The 25311-nt window shown below is 60.3% G+C and carries 26 protein-coding genes, 1 tRNA gene and 1 CRISPR repeat array; of the genes, 15 read left to right on the forward strand and 12 right to left on the reverse strand.

Going from position 1 to position 25311, the window contains the following annotated elements:
- Nucleotides 1-187: 187 nt before the first annotated feature.
- On the forward strand, nt 188-2095 hold the full coding sequence (gene metG / locus Q0X23_RS12365) for a methionine--tRNA ligase (RefSeq protein ID WP_297860569.1): 1908 nt from the start codon (nt 188-190) through the stop codon (nt 2093-2095).
- Between the two features lie 54 nt (nt 2096-2149).
- Here the strand turns inward: metG and aroH are convergent, their stop codons facing one another.
- On the reverse strand, nt 2150-2518 hold the full coding sequence (gene aroH / locus Q0X23_RS12370; RefSeq protein ID WP_297860570.1) for a chorismate mutase: 369 nt from the start codon (nt 2516-2518) through the stop codon (nt 2150-2152).
- A gap of 95 nt (nt 2519-2613) precedes the next feature.
- Between aroH and rpmE the strand changes: the two genes are divergently transcribed.
- Entirely contained in the window at nt 2614-2841 is a 228-nt protein-coding gene (gene rpmE, locus Q0X23_RS12375; protein ID WP_297860571.1) for a 50S ribosomal protein L31, read from the forward strand.
- A gap of 127 nt (nt 2842-2968) precedes the next feature.
- On the opposite strand, the gene Q0X23_RS12380 is transcribed toward rpmE, so the two are convergent.
- The 3 genes from Q0X23_RS12380 to hypF form a co-directional block, all read right to left on the reverse strand.
- Nucleotides 2969-4588, reverse strand: a complete 1620-nt coding sequence (locus Q0X23_RS12380) for a tetratricopeptide repeat protein (RefSeq protein ID WP_297860572.1) — start codon at nt 4586-4588, stop codon at nt 2969-2971.
- A 67-nt stretch (nt 4589-4655) separates the two neighbouring features.
- Nucleotides 4656-4832 (reverse strand): hypothetical protein, encoded by a 177-nt coding sequence (locus tag Q0X23_RS12385; RefSeq protein ID WP_297860573.1) that lies wholly within the window; start codon nt 4830-4832, stop codon nt 4656-4658.
- Nucleotides 4833-5080: 248 nt separating this feature from the next.
- Nucleotides 5081-6922: direct repeats of the CRISPR family, unit length 37 nt; unit sequence GTTGCACTCGGGCGAAAGCTCGAGTGAGGATTGAAAC.
- A gap of 113 nt (nt 6923-7035) precedes the next feature.
- Entirely contained in the window at nt 7036-9327 is a 2292-nt protein-coding gene (hypF, locus tag Q0X23_RS12390; protein ID WP_297860574.1) for a carbamoyltransferase HypF, read from the reverse strand.
- A gap of 188 nt (nt 9328-9515) precedes the next feature.
- Between hypF and Q0X23_RS12395 the strand changes: the two genes are divergently transcribed.
- Nucleotides 9516-9601: transfer RNA gene (locus Q0X23_RS12395), tRNA-Leu, on the forward strand.
- Nucleotides 9602-9672: 71 nt separating this feature from the next.
- Here Q0X23_RS12395 and Q0X23_RS12400 read toward each other — a convergent pair.
- A complete protein-coding gene (locus Q0X23_RS12400) occupies nt 9673-10026 on the reverse strand; it encodes a hypothetical protein (RefSeq protein WP_297860575.1) in 354 nt (117 codons plus the stop codon).
- Between the two features lie 121 nt (nt 10027-10147).
- Here Q0X23_RS12400 and Q0X23_RS12405 point away from each other — a divergent pair, with 121 nt between their 5' ends.
- The 5 genes from Q0X23_RS12405 to Q0X23_RS12425 all read left to right on the forward strand — a co-directional run bounded on the left by Q0X23_RS12405 (nt 10148) and on the right by Q0X23_RS12425 (nt 13372).
- Entirely contained in the window at nt 10148-10456 is a 309-nt protein-coding gene (locus Q0X23_RS12405; RefSeq protein ID WP_297860576.1) for a hypothetical protein, read from the forward strand.
- Nucleotides 10457-10767: 311 nt separating this feature from the next.
- Nucleotides 10768-11022 carry a hypothetical protein gene (locus Q0X23_RS12410; RefSeq protein ID WP_297860577.1) on the forward strand — a complete coding sequence of 85 codons (255 nt, stop codon included), beginning with the start codon at nt 10768-10770 and terminating at the stop codon, nt 11020-11022.
- A 196-nt stretch (nt 11023-11218) separates the two neighbouring features.
- Complete coding sequence (locus tag Q0X23_RS12415; RefSeq protein ID WP_297860578.1) at nt 11219-11401, forward strand: hypothetical protein; 183 nt, start codon at nt 11219-11221, stop codon at nt 11399-11401.
- 625 nt (nt 11402-12026) lie between these two features.
- Nucleotides 12027-12656: a transposase gene (locus tag Q0X23_RS12420; RefSeq protein ID WP_297858494.1), complete on the forward strand. Its 630-nt coding sequence runs from the start codon at nt 12027-12029 to the stop codon at nt 12654-12656.
- A gap of 95 nt (nt 12657-12751) precedes the next feature.
- Nucleotides 12752-13372, forward strand: coding sequence for a hypothetical protein (locus tag Q0X23_RS12425; RefSeq protein WP_297860579.1), 621 nt, complete (start codon nt 12752-12754; stop codon nt 13370-13372).
- Nucleotides 13373-13695: 323 nt separating this feature from the next.
- Here Q0X23_RS12425 and sucD read toward each other — a convergent pair whose 3' ends face one another.
- The 6 genes from sucD to hypA all read right to left on the reverse strand — a co-directional run bounded on the left by sucD (nt 13696) and on the right by hypA (nt 19453).
- Nucleotides 13696-14568: a succinate--CoA ligase subunit alpha gene (sucD, locus tag Q0X23_RS12430; RefSeq protein WP_297860580.1), complete on the reverse strand. Its 873-nt coding sequence runs from the start codon at nt 14566-14568 to the stop codon at nt 13696-13698.
- A complete protein-coding gene (sucC, locus tag Q0X23_RS12435; RefSeq protein ID WP_297860581.1) occupies nt 14565-15701 on the reverse strand; it encodes an ADP-forming succinate--CoA ligase subunit beta in 1137 nt (378 codons plus the stop codon). Before sucC ends, sucD begins: the two co-directional genes overlap by 4 nt.
- A 214-nt stretch (nt 15702-15915) precedes the next feature.
- Complete coding sequence (locus Q0X23_RS12440; RefSeq protein ID WP_297860582.1) at nt 15916-16983, reverse strand: PIN/TRAM domain-containing protein; 1068 nt, start codon at nt 16981-16983, stop codon at nt 15916-15918.
- Nucleotides 16980-18299, reverse strand: a complete 1320-nt coding sequence (gene radA, locus Q0X23_RS12445; RefSeq protein ID WP_297860583.1) for a DNA repair protein RadA — start codon at nt 18297-18299, stop codon at nt 16980-16982. The genes Q0X23_RS12440 and radA overlap by 4 nt, the downstream gene beginning before the upstream one ends.
- A 129-nt stretch (nt 18300-18428) precedes the next feature.
- On the reverse strand, nt 18429-19106 hold the full coding sequence (gene hypB, locus Q0X23_RS12450; RefSeq protein WP_297860584.1) for a hydrogenase nickel incorporation protein HypB: 678 nt from the start codon (nt 19104-19106) through the stop codon (nt 18429-18431).
- A complete protein-coding gene (gene hypA, locus Q0X23_RS12455; protein WP_297860585.1) occupies nt 19103-19453 on the reverse strand; it encodes a hydrogenase maturation nickel metallochaperone HypA in 351 nt (116 codons plus the stop codon). Before hypA ends, hypB begins: the two co-directional genes overlap by 4 nt.
- A gap of 138 nt (nt 19454-19591) precedes the next feature.
- On the opposite strand from hypA, the gene Q0X23_RS12460 reads away from it, so the two are divergent.
- Genes Q0X23_RS12460 through Q0X23_RS12485 form a run of 6 tightly spaced genes read left to right on the forward strand, consistent with a single transcriptional unit; the run spans nt 19592 to nt 23699 of the window.
- A complete protein-coding gene (locus tag Q0X23_RS12460) occupies nt 19592-19882 on the forward strand; it encodes a HypC/HybG/HupF family hydrogenase formation chaperone (RefSeq protein ID WP_297860586.1) in 291 nt (96 codons plus the stop codon).
- Nucleotides 19875-20123: a HypC/HybG/HupF family hydrogenase formation chaperone gene (locus Q0X23_RS12465; RefSeq protein WP_297860587.1), complete on the forward strand. Its 249-nt coding sequence runs from the start codon at nt 19875-19877 to the stop codon at nt 20121-20123. Before Q0X23_RS12460 ends, Q0X23_RS12465 begins: the two co-directional genes overlap by 8 nt.
- Nucleotides 20120-21235 (forward strand): hydrogenase formation protein HypD, encoded by a 1116-nt coding sequence (hypD, locus tag Q0X23_RS12470; RefSeq protein WP_297860588.1) that lies wholly within the window; start codon nt 20120-20122, stop codon nt 21233-21235. The genes Q0X23_RS12465 and hypD overlap by 4 nt, the downstream gene beginning before the upstream one ends.
- A gap of 7 nt (nt 21236-21242) precedes the next feature.
- Nucleotides 21243-22274, forward strand: a complete 1032-nt coding sequence (hypE, locus tag Q0X23_RS12475) for a hydrogenase expression/formation protein HypE (RefSeq protein WP_297860589.1) — start codon at nt 21243-21245, stop codon at nt 22272-22274.
- Between the two features lie 22 nt (nt 22275-22296).
- Entirely contained in the window at nt 22297-23469 is a 1173-nt protein-coding gene (locus tag Q0X23_RS12480) for an SIS domain-containing protein (RefSeq protein ID WP_297860590.1), read from the forward strand.
- Entirely contained in the window at nt 23460-23699 is a 240-nt protein-coding gene (locus Q0X23_RS12485) for a Uxx-star family glutaredoxin-like (seleno)protein (protein WP_297860591.1), read from the forward strand. The genes Q0X23_RS12480 and Q0X23_RS12485 overlap by 10 nt, the downstream gene beginning before the upstream one ends.
- 44 nt (nt 23700-23743) lie before the next feature.
- On the opposite strand, the gene cysK is transcribed toward Q0X23_RS12485, so the two are convergent.
- Nucleotides 23744-24664, reverse strand: a complete 921-nt coding sequence (cysK, locus tag Q0X23_RS12490) for a cysteine synthase A (RefSeq protein ID WP_297861220.1) — start codon at nt 24662-24664, stop codon at nt 23744-23746.
- A gap of 127 nt (nt 24665-24791) precedes the next feature.
- On the opposite strand from cysK, the gene Q0X23_RS12495 reads away from it, so the two are divergent.
- Nucleotides 24792-25262: a peptidylprolyl isomerase gene (locus Q0X23_RS12495; RefSeq protein ID WP_297860592.1), complete on the forward strand. Its 471-nt coding sequence runs from the start codon at nt 24792-24794 to the stop codon at nt 25260-25262.
- Nucleotides 25263-25311 lie beyond the last annotated feature (49 nt).

The following is a 25311-nucleotide window of genomic DNA, read 5'->3' on the forward strand; positions in this document are numbered from 1 at the left end:
GGCTTGTCAACCGCTGGTCTGGGACGCTAAAATACAGGTTGTGGTAGGGCCTTGCTTTAACCGAATGATGCGAATGTCCCGACGATAGCAGCAAGCAGGCTATCGGCGGGGCGCGTATGCGCCCCTGTATTTTTGTAAAACCTTTCAATGCCCCATGCCCAAGAACCCCAAATCGAAGGAGTTACCTGTGAGCAAAATCTTCTACGAAACCGCCGCCATAGACTACGCCAATGCGGCGCCCCATATCGGCCACGTCTACGAGAAAATCATCTGCGACTTTCTGGCCCGCTTTCACCGCCTGGATGGCTACGAAACCAACTTCGTGACCGGCACCGACGAGCACGGCGAAAAAATAGCGCGTGCAGCAAAAAATGCCGGTCAGGAGCCCCAGGATTTTGTCGATTATGTCTCAGAGCAGCTTTTCCAGCCTGCCTATAAGCGCCTGCTGATCAGCTACGACGATTATATTCGCACCACCTCGCAGCGTCACAAACGCTATGTGCAAGAAATACTGCGCAAGGTTTACGAGGCCGGTGATATCTACTATGCCGAGTACGAAGGGCTTTACTCGGTGGGCTCGGAACGCTTCGTAACCGAGAAAGAGCTGGTAAACGGCATCCTGCCCGGTGACTCGGAGCCGCCCATCCGGCGCAAAGAAGCCAACTACTTCTTTCGCATGGAGAAATACCGACCCTGGCTGGTGGAGTATCTGCACGAGCACCCCGAGCTGATCCAGCCCCAGGCTTACCGCAACGAGGTGCTGGAAATTCTCAAGGAGCCCATCGGCGACCTGTCCATCTCCCGTCCCAAAGACCGCGTACCCTGGGGCATCCCCATTCCCTGGGACGAACACCACGTGACCTATGTGTGGTTCGATGCCCTTCTGGCCTACGCCTCCTCGCTGGCCAGCCGGGGCCTTTTTGAAAAATTCTGGCCCCATGCCTGGCACGTGATCGGCAAGGACATCCTCAAACCCCACGCCATCTTCTGGCCCACCATGCTTAAGAGTGCGGGCCTGCCCATCTACAAGCGCCTGGTGGTGCATGGACACATCCTGGCCATGGATGGGCGCAAGATGGGCAAGAGCCTGGGCAACGCCATTGACCCGCTGGCCCTGCTAGACAAGTTCGGGGTGGATGCAGTGCACTATGCCCTGCTGCGCGATACCACCCTGGGCTCTGATAGTCCCTTTGGTGAAGAGGTGGTGGTACAGCGCCTTAATAGCGACCTGGCCAACGACCTGGGCAACCTGCTTTCGCGGGTACGAACCATGCTGCTTAAGTACTGTGGGGGGGTGATCCCTGCCCCCTCTGCGTCCGATTCTGAAATTGCCAAAGCCGGGACAAGCCTCGCCGAAAAAGTGCGCAAGGAGGTGGACGCCCTGCGGATTCACCTGGCTTTGGAGGAGGTTCTCCAGTACGTGCGGAGCCTCAACAAGTTTGTCAACGACGCCAAACCCTGGGAGCTGGCCCGCGACGAGCGCCGCAAGAAAGAACTAGAAGATGCGCTCTACACGGCGGTGGAGGGGCTACGCATTGCCAGTGTGCTACTGGAGCCGGCCCTCCCGACCAAGGCCCGGGAATTGCGGGCAGCCCTGGGACTCGGCGACTACACCCTTGCCCAGACCGAAACCTGGGGGCTTTCACCAGCGGGTACTCAGATTCCGCAGGAAGCGCCTATCCTTTTCCCCAAGCTCGAGGTAGGGGCGCCCAAAGGCGAAGGCTCCAAGTCGAAAGCTGCGTCTTCCTCCGAACAGCAAGCTGCCAACGGGCAGATCAGCATAGATGAGTTTGCTAAGGTGGACTTCCGGGTAGCCGAGGTCATCAAGGCTGAAAAACACCCCAAGGCCGATAAGCTGCTGGTGCTAACCCTGAATGTGGGCGACCATACCCGCCAGGTGGTTTCGGGCATTGCACAGTACTACACCCCCGAGAGCCTGGTGGGCAAAAAACTGGTGCTGGTGGCTAATTTGAAACCGGCTGTTTTGCGCGGCGTGGAGTCGCAGGGCATGATTCTGGCTGGCGAAGACGCCAAGGGCAAAATTGTGGTGGTGAGCCCGGAGCAAGACCTGCCACCGGGGGCCAAGGTACGCTGAAAAGCCGGTGTCGATGGTTTATAGCCGATGGTGGAAACATGCCTGGTATGACCGTTATTGGGCACTTTCCAGGTCGGGCCGCAAGCGCACCGCCTCGCGTAAATACACGTGCTTGACCTGTTTTTGGGGGACCTCGGTGTTCCACAGCATCATAACCCGAATCACCCTGGGCAAAGCACCCGGCACCGGAATTTCACGGGAGTTGATGAGCGGAACCATCTGCATCCCGAGCTGCCGGGCGGCCTCGGCAGGGAAAGCGGCCCGTAGGTCGTCGGTCAGAGTGAAAAACATGGCCCCGATGGTGTCGAAATCGGTGATCTGGTTGACCTCGAGCATCTTTTGCAGCAGTTCCCGCGTAGCGCCCAGAATTGCCTCACGGGTATCCTGGTCTACTGTTATGGCGCCTCGAACCCCTCGCATCATCGTGTGCGCGATTTTATCCCAGCTTGCCCTTCCCGCCTAGACCTGCTATAGTGCATGAGTTGACAGCACGGCAAAATCCGTGCTCAGGAGAGGCTATGAAAGAGAAAATTCACCCCAAGCTGGTGCCTTGCAAAATCATCTGCAATGGCGAAGTAATCATGCAAACCTACAGCACCAAGCCCGAGATCCATGTCGAGGTTTGGAGCGGTAACCACCCCTTCTGGACCGGACAGCAGCGTTTTGTAGACACCGAAGGTCGGGTTGAGAAATTCCAAAAGAAGTTTGCTGGCACCTACGGCAAGAAAGCCTCAAAGAAGCAATAATCGTCCCTGCGGGCTGCCAGGCGGGCAGTCGCTCGCCTGTTTTTTTAGAGCACCCTTTGGAAGCTATGGCGTGTGGGGTAACTTACGCTGCACTGTGTGTGGCATAAATGTGGGAAACGCGATAGTATCAGACCACCAACCACTGCTGCCGCCACTCTTCCACCCACTCGCTGTAGTAGCCGGCCATGAAGGTTTGGGAAGGGTCTTCAGCGCTGGGGAAGGGGTAGCTTTTTGGCTCGAGGTCGCACACCCACTCGGCGCGGGGGTCGAGGGTGTAGACCCTGCCGCAGCTTTGTACGCTGTCCTTCCAGCCCAAAGCCCGGCGTAGTTTTTCGATTGTTTCCCATAAAGCCTTGCGGGGGTTTTTGTTGTGGGGGTCGCCCAGCCGATCCAGCAGCAGCTCGAGGCTGGCCTGCCCGCGCTGCACCAGCAAAAAAACCAGCAGTTCGCCCGCCTTGCTCACCGCGCCAATGGGCACCGGTCGGCCATTGACCCGCACCTCGAGCCGCCCGAAAGGTTGCACCTCCACCCTAAAACGCTGGGTATGGGGGGGGTGTAGCCCCATCTGCCGGGCCAGCCCCGGAAAGCAACCCAGCTCTTCTCGCACCCACAGGCTTTGGGGGTCTAGCTCGGCAATCAGCGCTTGGGCCTGGCGCTCGCTTCCCTGTTGACGGGCCAGTTCCGCTTCCAGCACCCGCAGCACCACCCGGCTGCGCTCGCCCAACTTGCCCTCTTGCAAAAGGGTCTGAAGTCGCGGAAGGCTCTCCAGAACACTTTTTCGCTCGCCCAGCATCAGGCGGGTGGCGGCCAGGTCGGCCTCGAGCCATTCCTCGGGCTTGAGTTCCCAGGCCTGAATCAGTTTAGAAAAGGCTTGCTCCACACGCCCCATCAGGCGCAGGGTATGCCCCCAGCCCCACAGCGCCAAGAGCCGATCCTGGGTATCGCCGGCTTCCTTGAAGGCATACTGGTAGCTATCCAGCGCACGTTCCCATTCCCCTAAGCTACGTCGAACAGCGCCCAAGCCCACCAGGGCCCGGGCCCGAAACTCTCTGGCGGCCTCCTTGCGGCTAACCTTGTAGGCTTCCAGCAGGTGATGCTCGGCCTTGTGGGGTTGGTCGTGGAGAAGAGCAGAGCCCAGGCTGTGATGGGCCCAGGCCAGGTAGTAGGGGTCGCGCTCGAGGTAGGCCAGGGCTTCGGCCCAAGAAACCAGGGCCGCAGGTCGCTGCCCTCGGTGGTTCAGAAACCATCCCCGGTCTAGCAGCATGCGCCCCAGAGCGGTGCCTTGCAGGTGGGCCCGCGAGCGGTCGAAAACCTCGAGCCAGCCAGGGTCTCCCGTCCAGAACAGCGCCTCGCCCTTGCTCCGATAGAAGATGCTCCAGTCCATATCGGTGGCCGGAGTGGCGTTTTCTAGGGTTTGCAGGGCCTGCGAGTAACGCCCTAGCCGAACCAGGGCCCAAGCCTGATATACCCAAAGAGCGGCTTCTGGGGAGTGATTGGAAAAAAATTGCAGGATTTCATCAGGCCGACGGGCACGGCAAAGGGTTTGAACATAGAGCCGCGCTGAGCTAGGGTGGTGGTCATAGGCCAACGGCAGGCGTCGCAACCGCTCCAGTAAATCTAAAGCCTGCTGGTAGGTCTGACACTGTTCAAAAGCGTTATATAAAAGCTGCAAGGCGGCCTGATCGTGCCCGGCCTCGAGCATGGCCTCTAAGCCCAACCAAAACTCTGTTGATAGCGGCCTAGGCACCTCGATATCTTACCGCCCCGATGCAGCCAAGGGAGCAAAAAATGCCCCTGACCCCAGGAGCTGTCCCCTACCCTCCGCTACCAAGCTTGGGCTGGTCACCATCGGCAAAGGGGCTGGGTTGAAACGGGTTTGCTGCCGGTGGCGCTACCAAAAGCAACGCAAGTAGCAAAACCACAACGCCAATACAAGAGATTTGCTTATAGCCGATAGCACCGACGCCGGGGTTACGAAGTTTCTTTTTCATAACCCCAGCCTTGGGCCGGGGTCTGCACGGTTTGTGCAGGGTGGTGTAATCTATGCCCTAGGAATCCGCGCGAACCCCAAGCAAGTGCCAAAACCCGGGGGGGTTCGCGCAAGCCGAGAAATCGGCTAGGGGACATTGAAAACCTGTTTTCCCTTCACCTTGCCCCACCCTGCGCCGGAACCCTTTTCAGGGGGGTTCGCGCAAACGGCCTCTTGAGCTTTGTCCAGCACGCACGCTAGAATGAGGCCGTTGCACTCGGGCGAAAGCTCGAGTGAGGATTGAAACTGTTGTCCTGCACAGAAACTAAATTACCTTCCCGTGTTGCACTCGGGCGAAAGCTCGAGTGAGGATTGAAACCTGAAGGGCGATTTTGCGGGCGCTTGGGCCGAGGTGTTGCACTCGGGCGAAAGCTCGAGTGAGGATTGAAACTTTGGGGTCTAAAAACCCTGCATCCATTCGCGCAAGTTGCACTCGGGCGAAAGCTCGAGTGAGGATTGAAACTGCAAGCTCATCATCCCTTGGCTTCGCTCCCTGGCGGGTTGCACTCGGGCGAAAGCTCGAGTGAGGATTGAAACCACACATCAAGTCGAAATACCTTTTGGCTCAGGCACGTTGCACTCGGGCGAAAGCTCGAGTGAGGATTGAAACTTCAAAACCAGTAGGCTTATATGCTATGCCGCTATGGTTGCACTCGGGCGAAAGCTCGAGTGAGGATTGAAACGTGATGTAAACATTATTTATGATGCCTTATCTTTGGTTGCACTCGGGCGAAAGCTCGAGTGAGGATTGAAACTACATACTTCACCTTGAATCCTTCCCACTCTGTGGGTTGCACTCGGGCGAAAGCTCGAGTGAGGATTGAAACGCCAGCAGGGATTGGTGTGGAGTGACCGGGAGGCGTTGCACTCGGGCGAAAGCTCGAGTGAGGATTGAAACTGCTAGACTGGACGTGAGGGCCATGTCTAAGCTCATGGTTGCACTCGGGCGAAAGCTCGAGTGAGGATTGAAACATTATCGTGCACTGAAACGATATTGTTTTCCCTCCGTTGCACTCGGGCGAAAGCTCGAGTGAGGATTGAAACCTCGAGCACCCGCAGCGGCACGCTGTTCATGGTTTGTTGCACTCGGGCGAAAGCTCGAGTGAGGATTGAAACTGGGCGAGGAGGGCTATTTTGACGAGGCTGTGCTGCGTTGCACTCGGGCGAAAGCTCGAGTGAGGATTGAAACACCAAGCTGAGCACCCGCCCTGGTTCTGCGGGTTGGTTGCACTCGGGCGAAAGCTCGAGTGAGGATTGAAACGATCATATGCCCTCGAAGAGCAAGGCGGAAACGTTGCACTCGGGCGAAAGCTCGAGTGAGGATTGAAACATATATTTTACAACGCACCCTTCCCACTCTGTGGGAGTTGCACTCGGGCGAAAGCTCGAGTGAGGATTGAAACGGCCAGCGCATGTCAGCTCTCATCTCTCGGCAGTTGCACTCGGGCGAAAGCTCGAGTGAGGATTGAAACGCAGAAAAGGCAACTTGGGCAAGCTACCAGGCATACGTTGCACTCGGGCGAAAGCTCGAGTGAGGATTGAAACGTGGGCCATCGCGAGGTAGCCCACGAACTCTGGGTGTTGCACTCGGGCGAAAGCTCGAGTGAGGATTGAAACAGCCTGCCCCAGGGCGCTCAGGTCGATTGGTACATTGGTTGCACTCGGGCGAAAGCTCGAGTGAGGATTGAAACTTGAATACCACCATACCCTTTGAGGTCGACGTCACGTTGCACTCGGGCGAAAGCTCGAGTGAGGATTGAAACGCACAGGGGCTCATCTCCAGGCCCCCGCACGCACTCGTTGCACTCGGGCGAAAGCTCGAGTGAGGATTGAAACGTGCTGATGCCGGTTTAGCTCTCGCCCGTGCCCCGGGTTGCACTCGGGCGAAAGCTCGAGTGAGGATTGAAACGATGGAGTCGCCTCCAACAGCGATGATGAGGGAGGTTGCACTCGGGCGAAAGCTCGAGTGAGGATTGAAACTTAGAACTACTACATGGTAGCCAGGTTCCACTGGCGTTGCACTCGGGCGAAAGCTCGAGCACACAAAAAAGTAACGCTTGTGGGCTAGGGAGGGGAACCCACAAGCGCTTTTTGAATCCCCACTGCTGTGGGTTGACATTTTTTTACTGCTAGTAAATGCGATTGAATAGGGAAAAAAGTCCTGCTTAGGGCTTTTGTAGTGTCTGAGCCAGGGCTAACTGCCCCAGGGCTATTCCACCATCGCCCGGTGGTACCGCTCGATTCCAGCAGACCTCTAGACCCTGCGCCTGCAGTTCTACCAAGGCCAGGCTGTGTAGCAGGCGATTTTGCCACACCCCCCCTGAAAGAACAACGGTGGAGTAAACATAGCGCTCGCGCAAGGTACGTGCAACGTCTACTACGGCGTTGGCTAAAGCGGCGTGAAATTGCCAGGCGACCTGTTCTTTCGGAGCACCTTTCTTCAGGTCAAGGAGGAGGCCCTCGAGCAAGGGTCGATAGTCCCACTCGAGCAACTCCTCTTGCAAAAGCGGAAGCGAAAAACGGTACGCTGAAGGGGCTGGGCAGGTGCGGGCCAGTTTCTCTAACCACATGGCGGCCTGCCCCTCGAAATCTTGCCGGGTATGAAAGCCCAGCAACGCAGCCACCGTATCGAACAAACGCCCCATGCTGCTGGTGAGAGGAATGGGCAGCCTGGAGCGTAGTAAACTTTTTCCTTGTTGTACGACTTGCTCGGGTAGCAGGGTCTCCCAGCCCGAAAGATCCCTTAAAAAACCTACTGCGGCCTGGGGCGGGAATGCGGCTGCAGCGTCACCGCCCGGCAGGGGGGCGTAGTGCAGATGGGCCACCCGCTTGAAGCCCTGGTTCAAAGAGCCATAAAACACCTCCCCACCCCAGATGGCCCCATCCAGGCCCAGCCCGGCGCCATCGAAGGCAAAGCCCAGCACGGTTTCGTCCCAACGCTGGTGCTCGGCCAGCACCGAGGCGATGTGGGCCTGGTGGTGCTGCACGGCTTGCTTGGGGCCGGGGAGTTCTGCGGCGTACTGGGTAGAGGGGTAGTCGGGGTGCAGGTCGTGCACAACCAGGGTTTGCTCCAGGTTCACCTGGAACATCTGCGTTAGATCCCGAATGGTTTGCTGGAAAGCCAGGCGGGCTTCGAGTTCTTCCAGGTCGCCGATGTGCTGGCTCACGAATACCTGGCCTCCTGTGCACAGAGCGATGGCGTTTTTGAGCTGGGCTCCCAGGGCCAGGATGGGTCGTTGGAAACGCTCCGAACGCAGAATGGGGGCAGGGGCAAAGCCTCGAGCGCGGCGCAAAAGCATGGGCTTGCCATCGGCCAGCGCTACGATGGAGTCGTCTACCCGGCGGGCGATAGGTCGCTCGCCTATCAGAAAAAAATCGGCCAGGCCAGCGAGGGCGGGTAAGTCTTCGTCGCGGTAGACCATGGGTTCGCCCGAGCGGTTGGCGCTGGTCATGACCAGCAGGGGAGGAGCCCCCTCGGCAAAAAGCAGGTGCTGGAGGGGGGTGTAGGGCAGCATAAGGCCCAGGTCGGGGCTGCCCGGTGCAAGGGCTTCGGGTAGGGGAACCGGGCCTTTGGGGAGGAGCACGATGGGCCGCTCGAGGCTCTTTAGCAGGCGCAAGGCCGCCTCATCTAACAAGACGTGGCCGCGCAGCACTTCGGTGTCCTTTGCCATGAGCGCGAAGGGCTTGGCGCGGCGCTTTTTGCGGGTTCTAAGGGCTTCGACCGCTTGTGGGTTGGTTGCGTTACAGGCCAGGTGGTAGCCCCCCAGCCCCTTGATGGCCAGAATCTGGCCCTCGCGCAGGAGCTGTGCGGCTTCTGCAACGGCCGGGTGTCTGGACGCAATGGGCACCATCCTGGCGTTCCACAGATGTACCTGCGGGCCACACACTGGGCAGGCGATGGGCTGGGCGTGGAAGCGGCGGTTGGTGGGGTCGTGGTACTCGGCGGCGCAGTCCGGGCACATCTCAAAAGCCCGCATGGTGGTGTGGGGGCGGTCGTAGGGCAACTGCTGGATGATGCTGTAACGCGGGCCGCAGTTGGTGCAGTTGATGTAAGGGTATAGGTAACGGCGATTTGCGGGGTCGAACAGCTCCTGCAAGCAATCTTCACAGAGGGTCAGGTCGGGGGAGATGAGGGTGGTGATGGGCCCGCTGGCTGCACTCTGAATAATGGTGAAGCCGGGGGGTAAGCCGCCTGGACGTCGTTCTACAACGTCAATGCGCTCGATCCGGGCGGCAGGTGGGGCCTGTTCGCGCAGGGCTTGCACAAAACTCGATAAAACCTCAGGCGTGGCCGAAACCTCGATGAGCACCCCCTCGAGGTCGTTGCGTACCCAGCCCGAAAGCCCCAGCGCCTGGGCCAGCCGAAACACAAAGGGGCGAAAGCCCACACCCTGCACCACCCCGCGCACCCGCAGGCGCAGCGTTTGCAGGTGGGGCTGGTCGAGAGGGTTTGGCACTGTTACTACTCCTGAAATAGGGCAAGCGAAGCTTCGTTGCCAGTTTACGCTGGGCTCGAGGGGGTTCCAACTTTTCCAGCTCTCTGGGGACGCATTCCCAAAGCGAAGCAAAACCAGCCGGCGAACACCTGCTTGGATGCCCTGGCCTTGTCAGAATAAAAGCGGACGATAAACTAAAGAGCGGGTCTGCCGGGATGGCGGAATGGTAGACGCTACGGACTTAAAATCCGTTGCCCGCAAGGGCGTGTGGGTTCGAGTCCCATTCCCGGCACCAAGCTGGACGCGCATTTCTCGCTGTTGTCGCGTTGAGTCCAAAAACCTTGAGCCCATGTTGAGCCCAAGAGGTCAGCGGAGCACTTCATTGAGACTCAGCGCGGCTGAACGTTGCTCAGACTCTTCCGTCTCGTCGTAGTGGCGCATCTGCACGGCGGGAGAGTGAGCCGCGATGCGGGTGGGGAGGCCGGTAGACTTGGCCAGGCTGATTGCGGTCGAACGCAGGCGGTAGAGGTAGATGAACGGCACTTCGGCGGCCTGGCAGAAACCGCGCCAGGACTCGAGCAGGCTGCTCTCACTCCGAGGGCCACCCCTTACCGAGGAGAAAACTAAATCCTCATCCTGAAACGTGGGGCGCCTGCGCAGCGCCTCCACCAGCACGCTGCCGCTCAAAGGCATAGCGGGCGTCCACGTGGAACCAGACACGCGATGCGAATCAACTGGCTTGTCCGTGACGTAGACCACTGCTCCGTTCACGTCCAGGTAGCCTTCCTCGAGGCTGCGCTACCCCGGCGACCGCAGCCTGGGGGCTCCGGCGGGGGAGGTGGTGAACTGCCGGTGTACGGTGGTGGGGGTGGTGCTCGAGGGTACGATGAAGGGCGTGGAGCGAGAGCAAATTCAAATTGGCGTGCACGTTCTCGCCTCCAGCAGCGTGTTGTCACGTAGTAAGACCAAACAGGTATTCCGCGCCATCAACACCGCAGGGCTGGAAGGGTTTTTGCGAGAACACCCTCTGGCTCGGTTGGATGTGGTAAGGGTCCAGGTAGTAGGGGGCCGCCAAATTAACGGGGAGTATGACGAGCAGACGCAGGAGTTGTGGATCAATGCGCGCAGGAGCGAACGGACCTTCGCTTAGCCGTTCAAATTGGGGGCAACTCCCACCGTATCCGCTTTGGCCCCTACCCTTTTAGCGGCCATCCAACGCAGCTTGATCCATGAACTAGCACACCACGTGTTCAGCCGAAAAATCTTCGCCACCCCACTTGAAGGCGCTGTTATAGAAGCTGCTAAACTGGGCACACCGCTCACGTTCCGCGCCTCGGTGGGCACCAAGGAGTATTTCGCGGAGTGTTTCGCGGCATATACCTGCGAACGTGACCTGCTCCAAAGGCATGACCCTGTTGGCTATGCTATGATCAGAAAGGTACGAGAGGAGTTGGGTTTACCATGACCCTTGCCCATAACCGCCCACGCCCCCAAAAGGCCGACTTCGAGCGGCTCAAAAAGCTTTACCTTGAGGTAGAGGAGCTTCGTGCTGCGGGCAGGTGGGACCGGGCGGCGTTTGACCGGTTGTGGCCTCAATTCCTGGAGGCGGTGGGGGACGAGGGGGACGAGCTCGAGCCCCTGCTGGTGCATTCGCCCCGTGAGTGGTACGGCGAGTACGTTCGGGTCGAACGGGGTCCCGAACTCAGCCGCCTGTAAGCGCTGCTGTATGCTTTAGCGGCCTCATCCCTGGCGAGTGGGTTCGTGCCTCCGAAGTCAGGGCCGACCCCCTCACCCCCGAAATTGGTGACCGGCAGAACACGCCGGGCTACGAGATCGGGTACAATATCCAGTGGGAAGACCAGGACTTCGAGCCTATAGCCGACGCGCTTGAGAAGATCTTTAGGAGACTCGGGTGGATACGCTAAACCGCGAAACCGCTACGCCCCAGGAGCATTACCAATACCTGGTGCGGCTAGGCTTTTCCGAGGCCGAGGCCGGGGCCATCAGCGGCCTCATCCCTGGCGAGTGGGTTCGTGCCTCCGAAGTCAGGGCCGACCCCCTCACCCCCGAAGAGCTGGCCACGTACGAAGATTGATTGTGCTATAGTTAACTCATACATCCCCCTCGGGGAAGGCCCACCGGGCACCTCGAGGGGGATTTTTCTTTGCCCATTCGCTCTTTTCACCAAGAGATTGACCCACCCCTGAAAAGGTCGTCATAAAGAAGAACCGTGCCGAGAGTCCTTGCAAAGGATCCGGTCAGCACGGTACTTCTGTACGATGTTTGAAGACGTACAGTGTAGTTTATCGCGTTTGCAACAATGGGAACAAGGCTATGTGTTGGGCTTGCTGCAATCAGCCCATAAAACCCCCAGCGCGATAGCAGCCAGTGGAACGATAGGGTATAGCCCCAGCTATAGCTGTCGCCTGCTACGACAAGAAGCCAAACCCCACCAGTCCAGTCGAGAGCGACGGTTGGAAGCAGCCCCCAAGGGGATGTACCTGGGGGTGGACTTGGTTCCCGTAGCCCATCAAGGATGTTGGATCGAGGGCGTGGATCGGGTGTACTCCAGCAGTGATAAAGCTCCGGTGTGGGGACATAACCTGCTGTCATGTGGGCTGGTTGGATATGGGAAACTTCCCTACCCATTGAGTCTGGAGGGTTTCCCCACCAAGCCCATGAGTTCGGAGGTATACCCGTACCGAACCCCTGGTGAGGCGATGTGGCAGGTAGTCGAGGCCATCCGCAAGAATGGTAATGGTTATAGCCTCGCAGGCGTGGTGTTCGACAACCAGTTTGCGGGTAAGGCTTACCTCGCCAAGCTCTACCAGCACAACATACCTTTCGTAGCTCGGGCCAGACTGAATCAAAAGGTCGAACATGCAGGAAAGCAACGATCTATCCGAGAACTGGGTGAGCACTATCCACCCGGTAAAGCCCGCTATTACAAGCGTTTTGGCTGGTATGTCAAACGCATCAAGATCACCTTGGCCGATGTGGGTCGACTGGATATGCTGCTGATTTGGCTACCCCAGCCAGCAGGTTTCAAGCTGATGGCCCTCTTCTCCACCCTGGATGCAGGCATTCAAGAAGTCCTTGCCGCCTGGAAAGCTCGTTGGGATCTGGAGCGGGTGCATCGCCTGCTCAAACAGAACCTGGGTTTATCCAAATGCCTCTCTCGTTCCTATGCTGCTCAACTCAAACATGCTGACCTTGCCATCGAGGCCCTACACCTTATTCGACAGCAAAAACAACTACATCCAGATCTTTCTTGGCGCACAGCACAGCACAATGCCGCAAAAACCCTCAAATCCCAGCTACTGACCGTACTCCCTGCCCTTTCAGCCTGACTTTATGCCCTTTTTTTGATACTTTTCACTACAGTTCAATCTCTTGTTTCACCCACCGCATCCCGCTCCAACTGCGGCAACTGCGCCAGGGCATCGTGCTGGTGCGGGCCAGCAACGACACGGTGGTGGATGAGTACGCCACCACCATCACCGTTGAAGCCCTCATGCGGGACTGGCTGCCCGGCTTCTGGCAGCACCGCACCATCAGCCTGCAGCACAACCTACCGGATCTGCGGGGCATCCGGGGCAAGCCCTTCGTAGGGCTGGCCCGGCGGGTGGATTTCGCTCCCCAGCTCGAGGTGGAGGTGGAGGTGCTCGGCCCGGAGACTCGAGCTCTGGTCGAAGCGGGCCGGATCACCGGGGCTAGCCTGGAGTTTGTGCCCCTCGAGTCCCGCACCCAGGTCGTGGGGAACCGGGAAAGCGAGGTCTACTACCGGCTGGCTTCCGAGCCGGAGCTGGCCGGGCTGACCCTCACCGACCACTTGGGTTTGGACATAGATGATTCGCGCAACCTGCAGGTCGACACTCCGCCGTGGCTGGGTTGCTGTACCTGCCTGGCAAGAACATCTTGGGGAGCGTTTATGCCCCATCGGGCTCCGTTGTTATACCGGATTCAAAAAGATAATCATCCAAACCAAAGACCCCCAGAGGCTATCTTTTTGAATCCTAGAGCACTCCCTTCCAAGGGGCGGTATCGCCCTCCGCTACGCGGATAACTTCCAAGGGGCGGTATCGCCCTCCGCTACGCGGATAACTTCCAAGGGGCGGTATCGCCCTCCGCTACGCGGATAACTTCCAAGGGGCGGTATCGCCCTCCGCTACGCGGATAACTTCCAAGGGGCGGTATCGCCCTCCGCTACGCGGATAACTTCGGCCCTGTTAGTTCGCCGCCATACGGCGCCGAACTAACCGAATCTGGTATTACAAACCTTGCATCAAAGCAATAAACTTTCTCTAGCCAAAGCCCCAAAACAAAAAAGGGCGACCACAAAGCCGCCCTTGTAGCCTTGATCTTACCTGGGATCTTACCTGGCCCAGCCTAGCCCAACTTGGCCCGCACGTACTCCACGATCTCGTCGATGGTCTCAGCCACTGGCACGTCAGCATCAGCAAAGGCGGCCAGCTTGCTCTCAGGCGTGCCCACGTTGCCCATGATGATGGCCCCGGCATGGCCCATTTTTTTGCCCTTGGGGGCGCTGCGCCCGCCAATAAAGCCGACTACTGGCTTCTTCATGTGCTCCTTGATGTAGGCGGCGGCGTCTTCCTCGTCCGAGCCACCGATCTCGCCGCAGACCACCACCGCATGGGTTTCGGGGTCGTCGTTGAACATGGGCAGCAGGTCTTTGAAGGTAGTACCGATGATGGGGTCGCCCCCAATGCCGATGCAGGTCGAGATGCCATAGCCTGCGTCGGAAAGGGCCTTGGCGGTTTCGTAGGTGACCGTGCCGGAGCGCGAAATGAGGCCCACACGCCCCTTCTTGAACACGCTGGCGGGCATGATGCCCAGCTTGCACTCTTCCGGGGTAATCAGGCCGGGGCAGTTACCCCCAATCAGGCGCACCTTGCCCAGTGCCTTGATTTCGGCCACGGCCTTGACCATATCCATGGTGGGGATGCCCTCGGTAATGAGCACTACCAGCGGCACCCCGGCGTGGGCGGCCTCGAGGGCGGCGTCGGCAGCAGCCGGAGCGGGCACAAAGATGATGGAAGCGTCAATGTGGTGGTGCAAGGCAGCTTCCTTGACCGTATCGTAAACCGGCACGCCCAGTGTGGTTTGTCCGCCTTTGCCGGGGGTCACGCCCGCTACTACCCGGGTGCCGGCTTTCATCATGGCCTCGGTGTGAAAGGCTCCTTCGCGCCCGGTGATGCCCTGGACGATCACGTTGGTATTTTTATGGACCAGGATGCTCACTTTGCACCTCCCGTCATGGAGATGATGGCTTTGGCTGCTTCGACTGAGGTGGGATACATATAGACCGGGCGACCTTTCAGAAGCGCTTTGGCTTCTTCCTCGGCGGTGCCAGCAACCCGCATGGCCACCGGCTTGGTCAGGATGCCCTCATCCATGGCCCGGATCACCCCCTTGGCTACCTCGTCGGCGCGGGTGATGCCCCCGAAAATGTTGATGAAGACCCCCTTCACATCGGGGTCTTTGAGCACCACCTTGAGGGCGTTGTAGACAGTATCGGCCTTGGCGCCCCCCCCAATATCCAGGAAGTTGGCCGCCTTGCCCCCGGTGCGCTGCACCAGGTCGAGGGTATACATCACCAGCCCGGCCCCGTTGCCAATCACCCCCACGTTGCCGTCGAGCTTGACGTAGCTGAAGCCGTAGTTGGAGGCCTCGACCTCGAGGGGATGCTCGGCCTCGAACTCGCGCAGGGGCATCAGGTCGGGGTGGCGGTACAGGGCGTTGTCGTCCAGCACAATTTTTGCATCGGCAGCGACTACCTCGCCGGTATCGGTGATGACCAGCGGATTGATCTCGGCTGTCGAGGCATCAATGCCCACATAGGCCTGATAGAGCTTGACCAGCACATCGGCCAGCTTATTGAGGTTGCCCTCCATGCCTGCGCGTTTGACGAGTTCGCGGGCTTCAAAAGAGCGCAGGCCCGTGTGGGGGTCGATGGGGTACTTGATTAGGGCGTAAGGCTTGGTAGCGGCTACCTCCTCGATGTCCATGCCCCCCTCCCTGGAGAGCATCAGCACCACCCGCTGGGTAACCCGGTCCAGAATCATACCGGCGTAGTATTCCTTGGCGATATTGATGCCCTTGGCCACCAGTACCTTCTTGGTAATGAAGCCCTTGATGTTCAAGCCCAAAATCTGGGCGGCTTTTTCGCGGGCCTCCTCGGGGTTCCGGGCGAGCTTGACCCCACCTGCTTTGCCGCGCCCGCCGGTGTGAACCTGGGCCTTGATAACCACCAGATCACCGTACTCGGTGGCGATTTGCTTGGCCTCATCGGCGGTAAATGCAACCTTGCCGGGGGGAACCGGGATGCCATACTTGGCGAGGATGTCTTTGGCCTGATACTCGTGTAGGTTCACGCTTGCCTCCAGTGGTCTTAGCCTCACGCTTGGGATAGCCTTATCGGCACCCTATTTTGCCGCCCGCTATTATATGTTCTTTCTGATAGCTCGGAAATGCCACCCACTAAGCAAAAAAATGCCTTGTTGCCCACTGCTTGGGGTAGGTGCGGTCTTGTAAACTTGTTTTTTTCTGCTTTGCTAGGGTCTTTTTTTAAGTCGTACTGATTCCAATCTATCGCTCGGCTTTGGAGGTCGGGCGGTTGGTTTCTTCGTTTAGGAGCTTTCCAAAGAGCAAGCGACCAATTTGAGTCTGAATGGACTGGGTAATCACCACCCCTACTTCCTTGCCCTTGAAGGGAATGGCGTCGTCGACTACCACCATGGTGCCGTCCTCCAGATAGCCCACCCCCTGGCCGGGCTCCTTTCCCTCCTTGACGATGGTAATGCTGAGGGTATCGCCCTGCTGAAGCGGGGCCCGCAGGGCCGAGGCCAGGGCCTGTACCGAGAGCGTCTTGACCCCATAGATGCGGGAAAGCTGGGCTAAGGCGTGGTCGTTGGTGACCAATGCCGCGCCCATCCTTTTTGCTTCGGCCAGAATCTGGTCGTCTACCGGGTCGTCGGACTCGTCGCCATCGAGTACCTCGAGGCCCACGCTTAGTTTGAGGCGCTCGAGGGTGTCCAGGCCCCGGCGGCCCTTGCCCCTTTTCTGGGCATCCGGGGCGTCGGCAAACTGTTGCAGTTCGCGCAAGACCTGCCGGGGTACAAACAGGGGGCCCTCCAGAAAGCCCATTTCGGCCACATCCCCGATGCGTCCATCAATCAGAACCGAGGTATCGAGCACCTTGCCGCCCCGGGTCTTGGTAGCATGCGCTGGCGGGCGGGCCAGCCGGAAATAATCGCGATTGGCGATGGCAAAGGCCGATAGGGAGCTGACCAGTACGGCGGCGATGATGAGCGAGTGAATGGCGGAAAACCCCGGAATCTGGCTCAGCAGGTTGGTAAGCAGGACGGCCAGCAAGAGACCCAGGCCAGAGGCTGCCGTGATGGCGACCGGGATTTCAGGTGGCAGACGCCTGAGCCAGGCCTGGCCGTTCTCCCAACGGCGCTCCATCCAGTAGGTCAGGCGTGGCACCAGCAAAAAGCCCACCAGCAGGCCCACCACGCCCAGGTAGAGCCGGTTGAGGCTGGTCAGGTTGCCCAGGGGGCTGATGCTAATGAGATTGCTGACCTCGAGCCACACCCCTACCCGGTAGCCCAGATAGGCAAACAAGGTATATGAAACCCAACGTATCACGCTCATAAAAACTTGCTCACGGCTGCTTCCAGACTCTTGAATTGGGGGGGGTGTACCAGGTGCTGGAAGCCTGCCCGTTGCCCTTCGCGCAGGCGACGCTCGAGGCCCTCCACGCTGCGCAACTCACCGGCCAGCCCCACCTCGCCCACCACCGCGACCTCTTCCGGAAGGGGACGGCCTACCACAGCAGAATACACCGCCAGCCCCACCGCCAGGTCCAACCCCGGGTCGAAGACCCGCAGCCCGCCCGCCAGGTTGACGTAGATGTCCAGGTTGCCCAGGGGCAGGTTGAGCCTTCGCTCCAATACTGCCAGCACCACGTCCACCCGGCGGCTGTCCAGCCCTTGCGAGACCCGGCGGGGGGCCGGGAAAGGTGTGCGGGCCGCCAGGGCCTGCACCTCCAGGGCCAGCGCTCGCTCGCCGGAAAGGCAGAGGGCCACCACCGAACCCGGCGCTCCCACCGGACGCTCGGCCAGAAAGGCTGCCGAGGGGTTGGCGACCTCCTCCATGCCCTCGTGAACCATGCTGAAAACGCCCAGCTCGCCCACCGGCCCGAAGCGGTTTTTGCTGGAGCGCAAGACCCGGAAGTGGCCGGCGGTTTCCAGGTACAAGGTGGCGTCCACCACGTGCTCGATCACCTTGGGCCCGGCCACGATGCCCTCCTTGGTGACGTGCCCGACCAGCACGGTGGTGACCTGGTGGTGCTTGGCGAAGCGGGTCAGGGCAGCGGTGGCGTCGCGCACGGCCACCAGCGACCCCGGCGCGGCGGTGGTCTCCAGGGTCTGGATAGAGTCCACCACCAGGAAATCGGGCGGGCTGGCCTCGAGGGTGGCGAGCATGGCCTCGAGCTCGGTTTCGCGCAATAGCTCGAGCTCCCCCGAAACCCCTAGCCGCTGGGCCCGCAGGCGAATCTGCCCGGGCGATTCCTCGCCCGCCAGGTACACCACCCGCTTGCCCATCTCCAGCATTTTTTGGGCCACCTGCAACAGAAGGGTGCTCTTGCCCACGCCGGGTTCACCGCCCAAAAGGAGCACCTCACCCGGCACAAAACCGCCGCCCAGCACCCGGTCGAGCTCGCCCATCTGGCTGGAGAAGCGTGCCTCCCCCCCCTCGGGCACATCCCCCAAGCGGGTCAGGGCGGCAGGGTTGGGGAGCGGACGAGCGCGCGATAGCCCGCCCCTGCCTGCTACTGAGCCTGGCTTGAGCGCAGGTGCTTCCTCTTTGAAGCTGTCCCAGGCCCCACAGTTGGGACAGCGACCCAGCTCCTTCACCGATTTATAGCCGCATCCGATACAGCGATATTGAACAGAAGCCTTTGCCATCTAACCGCAAGTTTAGCCCGCTGATAGCTGGAATCAAAGGCTTTGGTGCACGTTCCTTAGTGCGCTTCCCAGATCACAGGTGTCCTCGAGGCAGGAAGATGTTTAGAGGTACACTCCCTGAACCCGGCCTCAGCGCTGGCTGCGCTTGGTCTGAAGGGCACGCTCGAGCCGCTCCAGCCAGGCCGCCATGCCGGTACCACGCTTCCCCGAGACCTCCAGGATCTCGATGCCCGGACGCATCTCGCGCAGGTTCCGGTACATGGCCTCGCGGTCGAACTCCACCGCTTCGGCCAGGTCAATTTTAGTAATCAGAGCGATGTCTGCGGTGTTAATAAGGGTGGGGTACTTGAGGGGTTTGTCCTCGCCTTCGGTGGTGGAGAACAGCGCTACCCGCAGGTCTTCACCCAGATCCCAGCTCGAGGGGCAGACCAGGTTGCCCACATTCTCGATAAAGAGCAGGTCAATCTGGCGCAAGTCCCAGTCCTGCAGGTGTTCCTCGATCATGCGGGCCTCGAGGTGACACAGGGTCTTGGTCTCGATCTGCCGCACCGGCGCACCGCTCTCGGCCAGCCGCCGGGCATCGTTGTCAGTGGCCAGGTCGCCGACCAGGGCCGCTACCCGGTAGCGGGGGCTCAGCTCCAGCAGGGTCTGGCGCAGCAGGGTGGTTTTGCCCGAGCCGGGGCTGCTGACCAGGTTTAGAACTAGCGACCCGGTCTGGGCAAAGCGCTCACGCAATGAGCGGGCTAGCACGTCGTTGTCCTTGAGCACGTTGGCCCGCACCTCGAGGATTCGGGGGGATTTGGTCATGGTTGCTCCTTCAACTCCAGGGCTACTATCTCCAGCTCCTTACCGCGCCGGATATCGCTGGAGAGCTCCTGACACTTCGGGCAGCGCAGGCTCTGGATACCCGCCAGTTCAAACTCGGCCTGACAGTTGGGGCAGTAAATGGTAAGGGGCACCTCCTCAATCAAGAGCCGGCTGCCCTCCAGGGGCGTGCCCTGGCTGGCGACTTCGTAGCCAAATAAGAGCGAATCCACCACCACCCCCGCGAGCGCTCCCAACCGCAGGTACACGGCCTCTACCTCTACCCCGCGTGCCGCTGCTTCCTCCTGGGCAACCGCAACGATGTTGGTGGCAATGGAGAGCTCGTGCATGGGGTGCACCTGGAGAATGTCTAAACAATGTCCAGTACCGGAAACCCTCTTAAGTCTGACCGAAATGCATGGGTACAGGTGTCCTGGTCTAGCTCATATAATCTAGGTAGCGTCGCCTATTTTTGAAAGGAGTCCAGAATGTGCCTTGCCATTCCGGGTCAGATCGTACAGTTCGATAGCGCCGCCAAGCATATGGCGACCGTTGATGTCTCGGGGGTCAAGCGGCAGGTCAACTTGGACTTGCTGCGCGGCACACCCCTCGAGGTAGGCGACTGGGTGCTGATTCACGTGGGCTTTGCCATGAGCAAGATCAGCGAGGCCCAGGCCCAAGAGCAGCTTCAGCTCCTGACCATGCTGGGCGAGGCCGAGGAAGCCATGGAAGAACTCGAGGGCTACCAGTTCGCCGAGGAGCGAAGTTCCCATGCTTGACCTGGAATTCTACGGCAGCTGCACCCTTGATGCCGACGGCTGCACTACCTGCGGCGACGTGGCAGTGCCGGTTCGGGTGGTCAAAATCGAGGGCTGCGATGCGCTGGTGGAAGATCGCCTGGGCCATCAGGCCAGGGTTGCGGTGGATTTTTTTACCGACCTTAAGGTAGGTGACGCGCTCCTGGTGCACATGGGCGTGGCCATCGCAAAACTTTCCGACCCAGGAAGGGAGCCGCAATGAAATACGTGGACGAGTTCCGCGATCCCAAGCTCATCGAGAAAACCGCCGAGGAAATCCGTCGCCTGGCCGACCCCAAACGGCACTACCGCATTATGGAGGTCTGCGGGGGGCACACCCACTCTATCTACCGCTTTGGCTTGCAGGATTTGCTGCCGGAGAACCTCGAGCTCGTCCACGGCCCCGGCTGCCCGGTGTGTGTGCTGCCCATGGGCCGGGTGGACGATGGCCTCAAGCTGGCCCAAGACCCCCAGATCATCCTGACCGCCTTCGGCGATATGATGCGCGTACCGGGCCAGATGGGCACCCCCCTGGAGATGAAGGCCAAAGGCGCCGATATCCGTATGGTCTACTCCCCGCTGGACGCGCTCAAACTGGCCCAAAAGAACCCTGAGCGCCAGGTGGTCTTCTTCGCCATCGGCTTCGAGACCACCGCCCCCTCCACCGCGCTCACCCTCAAGCGGGCCCAGCAGATGGGTATCCCCAACTTCAGCGTGTTTTGCAACCACGTCACCATCGTGCCGGCCATGCGGGCCATCCTGGACTCGCCCGACATGCGCCTGGACGGTTTCGTGGGGCCGGGGCACGTTTCTACCGTGATCGGCTGCCGCCCCTACGAATTTGTGGCCAGGGAGTATGCCCGGCCGGTGGTGGTCTCTGGCTTTGAGCCCTTGGATTTGCTGCAAAGCCTGGTGATGCTGCTGCGTCAGATCAACCAGGGCCAGGCCCGGGTAGAGAACCAGTACGAGCGGGTGGTGCCCTGGGAGGGCAATCCGGCGGCCCTGGCCGCCCTGGCCGAGGTCTTTGAACTGCGCCCGTACTTCGAGTGGCGCGGGCTGGGTTTCATCTCCCAGTCTGCGCTCAAACTGCGTCCCGAGTATGCCCCCTGGGATGCCGAGGCCCGCTTCGAAGTGGCCGGGGTGCGCGTGACCGACCCCAAGGCCGCGCAGTGCGGCGAGGTCTTGAAGGGGGTGCTCAAGCCCCCGCAGTGCAAGCTATTCGGCAAGGAGTGCACGCCCGAAAAGCCCGTAGGTGCGTTGATGGTTTCTTCCGAAGGGGCCTGCGCCGCCTACTACAACTACGTCCACCGGGCCGAGCCGGTCTCGGGGGATTGATACGGCCATGACCAAATCCCCCGTCCCTATCCGCTTCAAGGACGCCCAGATCGAACTGGCCCACGGCTCGGGCGGCAAGGCCAGCCGCCGCCTGGTGGAGGGACTAATTGCCCCTATCCTGGGCAACCCTGCCCTGGACGATGCGGCTCTGCTGAGCCTGGGTTGCTCGTTGTTGGCCTTCACCGCCGACAGCTTTGTGGTCAAACCGCTGCGGTTCCCCGGCGGCTCGATTGGGGAGCTGGCGGTTAACGGTACGGTAAACGACCTGGCGGTCTCGGGGGCCAGGCCCCTTGCGCTGCTGTCCACGCTGATTCTGGAAGCAGGTCTCTCGGCTCAGGTTCTGCAAGCCGAGCTCGAAGCGATGCAACAAGCAGCCCGGCAGGCCGGGGTGCAGGTGGTGGGGGGCGACACCAAGGTGGTGGAGCACGGCAAGGCCGATGGGCTTTTCATCAGCACCAGCGGGATCGGGCTGGTGGACGCTCGGGTTCGGCTGGCGGCCGCCTCGGTACGCCCCGGCGACCAGGTGCTGCTCTCGGGTCCTATTGGCGACCACGGCATCACCATTCTGTTGGCCCGTGGCGAGCTCGACCTCGAGGCAAGTCTGAAGTCCGACACCCGCTCGGTATGGCCGTTGGTGGAGGCGCTGATCGAGGCTGCCGCACCCGGCTTGCGCTGGATGCGCGACCCCACCCGGGGCGGGGTGGCAACCGCACTGAACGAGCTGGCCAGGGAGGCCCAGCTTGCCCTCAGGCTCTACGAAGAGCACATTCCCATCCGGGACGAGGTACGGGGGGCCTGCGAGATTCTGGGGCTCGACCCCCTGCACATCGCCAACGAAGGTCAGTTCATCGCTATAGTGGGCCCCGAGTGTTCTGAGGCTGCGCTGGAGGCGGTGCAACGCGTAGCAGGCGGCCAGGAAGCCAGGCTAATTGGGGAGGTGGTGGAAAACCCCGCTGGCGTTGTGTACACCGTCAGCAGCTATGGCTCGAGCCGGGTGGTGGATATGCTGGTAGGCGATCCCTTGCCGCGTATTTGCTGATCCTTAGCCCATCCCATCCGCTATGAGTCAAGCCAGGGCCATTGACCAAATCCAGGCCGCCCTGCACGAGCGCAATGTGCTATCCAGGGCTTTTTTTGACCAGGAGGCGCACCGTCTGGCCGAGGCGTGCCGCGAGATGTCCGAACGGTTTCTGGCCGGGGGCCGTCTGCTAGCTTTTGGGCAAGGGGCTTACGCCACCGATGCACAGCACGTTTCGGTGGAGTTCGTACACCCGGTGATTGTGGGCAAAAGGGCGCTGCCAGCGCTCGACCTCTCGCTCCATTTCGGGCCCTGGCTAGAAGCGCTGCTGCAGCCCGAGGATATGGTGATGGGCTTTGCGCCGCCATCGGGCGATGTGGAGGTCGAGCGAGCCCTGGCGTTCGCCCGGCAAAAAAGGGCCCTGACCTTTGCCCTTACGGGCCAGGAGGCCGATTACGCCGTGGAAATCGCCACGTCCGATCCCTTCATTCACCAGGAAATTGTGGAAATTCTGTATCACGTGCTCTGGGAGACCGTTCACGTATTTTTTGAACACCGCCAGAGCAGCCACGAACTGGGGGCGACCTCGTTTTTGTACCCCTTTTTGAGCCCCCAAAAACAAGACACAGACGCCTTGCTGGCCGAAGCAGCGCAGTCCATCCGGATGAAGGTGGCCGAAGACGTCCGGCTTAGGCAGGCCGTGGCCGAACAGCAGTCCGAGGTCATCGCCCGCATGGTAGACATGACGGCCGAGCGACTGAAGCAAGGGGGCAAGCTGATCCTCTTTGGCAACGGGGGCTCGGCTACCGATGCTAACGATCTGGCCCTGGACTGCGTGGCACCGCCCCAGGGCTGGAAGCCGGTTCCGGCGGTTTCGCTCTCGCTCGAGCCCGCCTGCATCTCGGCCATCGCTAACGATATAGGCCCCGAGGTCATCTTTCTGCGCCAGCTGATTGCCCAGGCCCGACCCGAGGACGTTGCATTGGCCATCTCCACCAGTGGCGGTTCCAGAAACATTCTGCTGGCCCTGGAGGAAGCCCGCAAACGAGGGCTCTTGACCCTGGCGCTGCTCGGTTACGATGGGGGTGAGGTGCGCCGGCAAAACCTGGCCAACCGGACAATTGTGGTGCCTTCCGAGCATGTCCCGCGCATCCAGGAAGTACAGGCCTCGGTTTATCACGTGATCCGCGAACAGTTGGGGGCTTTATGGCGCTAGAGCTTTTTGGTACCCGGAGCTGCCCGTATACTGCCGAGCTGCGGGAAGACCTCGAGTGGCGGGGCTTGGAGTTTGTGGAGTATGACGTAGAGGCCGACGAACAAGCCCTCGTGCGGATGCTCACCCTGACCCAGGGGGGGCGCACCGTACCTGTACTGGTCGAAGATGGGCAGGTCAAGCAAATCGGCTGGCAGGGGCGGGGGTGTGTGGTGGCCGACATCCCTTCCTGAACAGCGCTTGCTGACGGAACTGGTGCGACAGGCTGTCGTGTCTGTCAGCTTTCTGGGTCTGCAAACAACGGTGTCGAGAGATACTTCATCCCCGAGTCGCAGGCGATGGTCAGTACGCGTTTGCCCGGCCCCAGTTCGCGGGCTACCTGCAGGGCGGCCCAGATCATCCCGCAGGCACTCATCCCCACGAAAAGCCCTTCCTCTCGAGCCAGTGGCTTGGCCAGTGGGAAGGCGTCTTCTTCCAGCACCTGAATCACCCGATCCAGCATCTTCACATCCAGGTTGGGCGGGATGAAACCGGGCCCCATGCCCTGAAACTGATGCGAGCCCATCTGGCCACCTGAAAGCACATTGCTGCGGCGCGGTTCGCAGGCGATAATCTGCACCTTGGGCAGCCGCTCCCGCAGGTACTTCCCGACGCCCATAATCGTCCCGCCGGTGCCCGAACCGTACACAAAGGCATCCAGCCGGCCCTGCATCTGCTCGAAAATCTCGGGGCCGGTGGTCTCGTAGTGGGCCCTGGGGTTGGCGGGGTTGTCGAACTGGTTGGGCATAAAAGCCCCCCGCTCGGCCACGATGCGCTGGGCCTCCTCGATGGCGGCCAGCATCCGGCGGCTGGGGTCGGTGAGGATTAGCTCGGCCCCGTAGGCCCTGAGGATGCGCTTGCGCTCCTCCGACATCTGGGCCGGCATGGTCAGAATCAGTTTGTAGCCCCGGCTGGCCGCTACCATGGCCAGGCCAATGCCGGTGTTGCCGCTGGTGGGTTCCACAATCAGTTGCCCCGAGCCTGGCTTCAGGATGCCGCGCTCCTCGGCATCCTTGATCAGGTACCAGGCCGTGCGGTCCTTGATGGAGCCGCCGGGGTTATCGCCTTCCAGCTTGACCCAGACTTCGGCCATGCCCGGCTCCACCACGCGCTTGAGCCTAACCACAGGGGTCTTGCCAATGACCTCTTCCACAAACATGGCTACAGCATAGGACATGGACTGGATTTCGTATCCTTATCGGTTTACGATTATTTAATCTGAATGCTTTATACTCGGCTGTCTCGCGGAAACGCAGTATGGTTTCTGTGAATGGAGAGGAGTCTTTATGACCGCAAGCAAAGGCCAGGTTGTGACCATTCGCTATACGCTGCACGTTGAAGATGAGCTCATCGACCAGGGTGAGCTGGAGTATCTGCACGGGCACCGCAATATTGTGGTGGGGCTGGAAGAAGCGCTGGAAGGCAAGGCGGCTGGTGAACGAGTCATGGTCGCGGTGTCTCCGGAAAAGGGCTATGGCCTCTACGATCCCGAAGGGGTTCAGGTCGTCGAGCGCGAGGCTTTTCCCGCCGACGCCGAGCTGGTGGAAGGGGCTATGTTTTATGCAGAAGATCCACAAGGCAACCCCATGCCCTTCACGGTATTGAGCGTGGACGGCAAGGATGTGACCATCGACTTCAACCATGCCCTGGCGGGCGAGACGCTGAACTTTGATGTCACCCTTGTGGCCATCCGGCCGGCAACAGCTGAAGAACTCGAGCACGGCCATGCCCACGGGCTGCATGGGCACAGCCACTAAAAAGGGCAGACAGCTGACGGCAGGGGAGATTCTTCCCCTGCTTTCGATT

Source organism: Meiothermus sp., from assembly GCF_026004115.1.
Classification (GTDB): domain Bacteria; phylum Deinococcota; class Deinococci; order Deinococcales; family Thermaceae; genus Meiothermus.

Bases quoted from the DNA above. Each gene is read 5' to 3' on its own strand.
- Q0X23_RS12495 (WP_297860592.1), top strand. From the start codon at position 24,792: ATGACCGCAAGCAAAGGCCAGGTTGTGACCATTCGCTATACGCTGCAC.
- Q0X23_RS12410 (WP_297860577.1), top strand. From the start codon at position 10,768: ATGACCCTTGCCCATAACCGCCCACGCCCCCAAAAGGCCGACTTCGAG.
- Q0X23_RS12480 (WP_297860590.1), top strand. From the start codon at position 22,297: ATGAGTCAAGCCAGGGCCATTGACCAAATCCAGGCCGCCCTGCACGAG.
- Q0X23_RS12460 (WP_297860586.1), top strand. From the start codon at position 19,592: ATGTGCCTTGCCATTCCGGGTCAGATCGTACAGTTCGATAGCGCCGCC.
- Q0X23_RS12420 (WP_297858494.1), top strand. From the start codon at position 12,027: ATGTGGCAGGTAGTCGAGGCCATCCGCAAGAATGGTAATGGTTATAGC.
- Q0X23_RS12385 (WP_297860573.1), bottom strand. From the start codon at position 4,832: ATGAAAAAGAAACTTCGTAACCCCGGCGTCGGTGCTATCGGCTATAAG.
- hypE (WP_297860589.1), top strand. From the start codon at position 21,243: ATGACCAAATCCCCCGTCCCTATCCGCTTCAAGGACGCCCAGATCGAA.
- rpmE (WP_297860571.1), top strand. From the start codon at position 2,614: ATGAAAGAGAAAATTCACCCCAAGCTGGTGCCTTGCAAAATCATCTGC.
- Q0X23_RS12465 (WP_297860587.1), top strand. From the start codon at position 19,875: ATGCTTGACCTGGAATTCTACGGCAGCTGCACCCTTGATGCCGACGGC.
- radA (WP_297860583.1), bottom strand. From the start codon at position 18,299: ATGGCAAAGGCTTCTGTTCAATATCGCTGTATCGGATGCGGCTATAAA.
- aroH (WP_297860570.1), bottom strand. From the start codon at position 2,518: ATGATGCGAGGGGTTCGAGGCGCCATAACAGTAGACCAGGATACCCGT.
- hypD (WP_297860588.1), top strand. From the start codon at position 20,120: ATGAAATACGTGGACGAGTTCCGCGATCCCAAGCTCATCGAGAAAACC.
- Q0X23_RS12440 (WP_297860582.1), bottom strand. From the start codon at position 16,983: ATGAGCGTGATACGTTGGGTTTCATATACCTTGTTTGCCTATCTGGGC.
- hypA (WP_297860585.1), bottom strand. From the start codon at position 19,453: ATGCACGAGCTCTCCATTGCCACCAACATCGTTGCGGTTGCCCAGGAG.
- cysK (WP_297861220.1), bottom strand. From the start codon at position 24,664: ATGTTTGTGGAAGAGGTCATTGGCAAGACCCCTGTGGTTAGGCTCAAG.
- Q0X23_RS12485 (WP_297860591.1), top strand. From the start codon at position 23,460: ATGGCGCTAGAGCTTTTTGGTACCCGGAGCTGCCCGTATACTGCCGAG.
- hypB (WP_297860584.1), bottom strand. From the start codon at position 19,106: ATGACCAAATCCCCCCGAATCCTCGAGGTGCGGGCCAACGTGCTCAAG.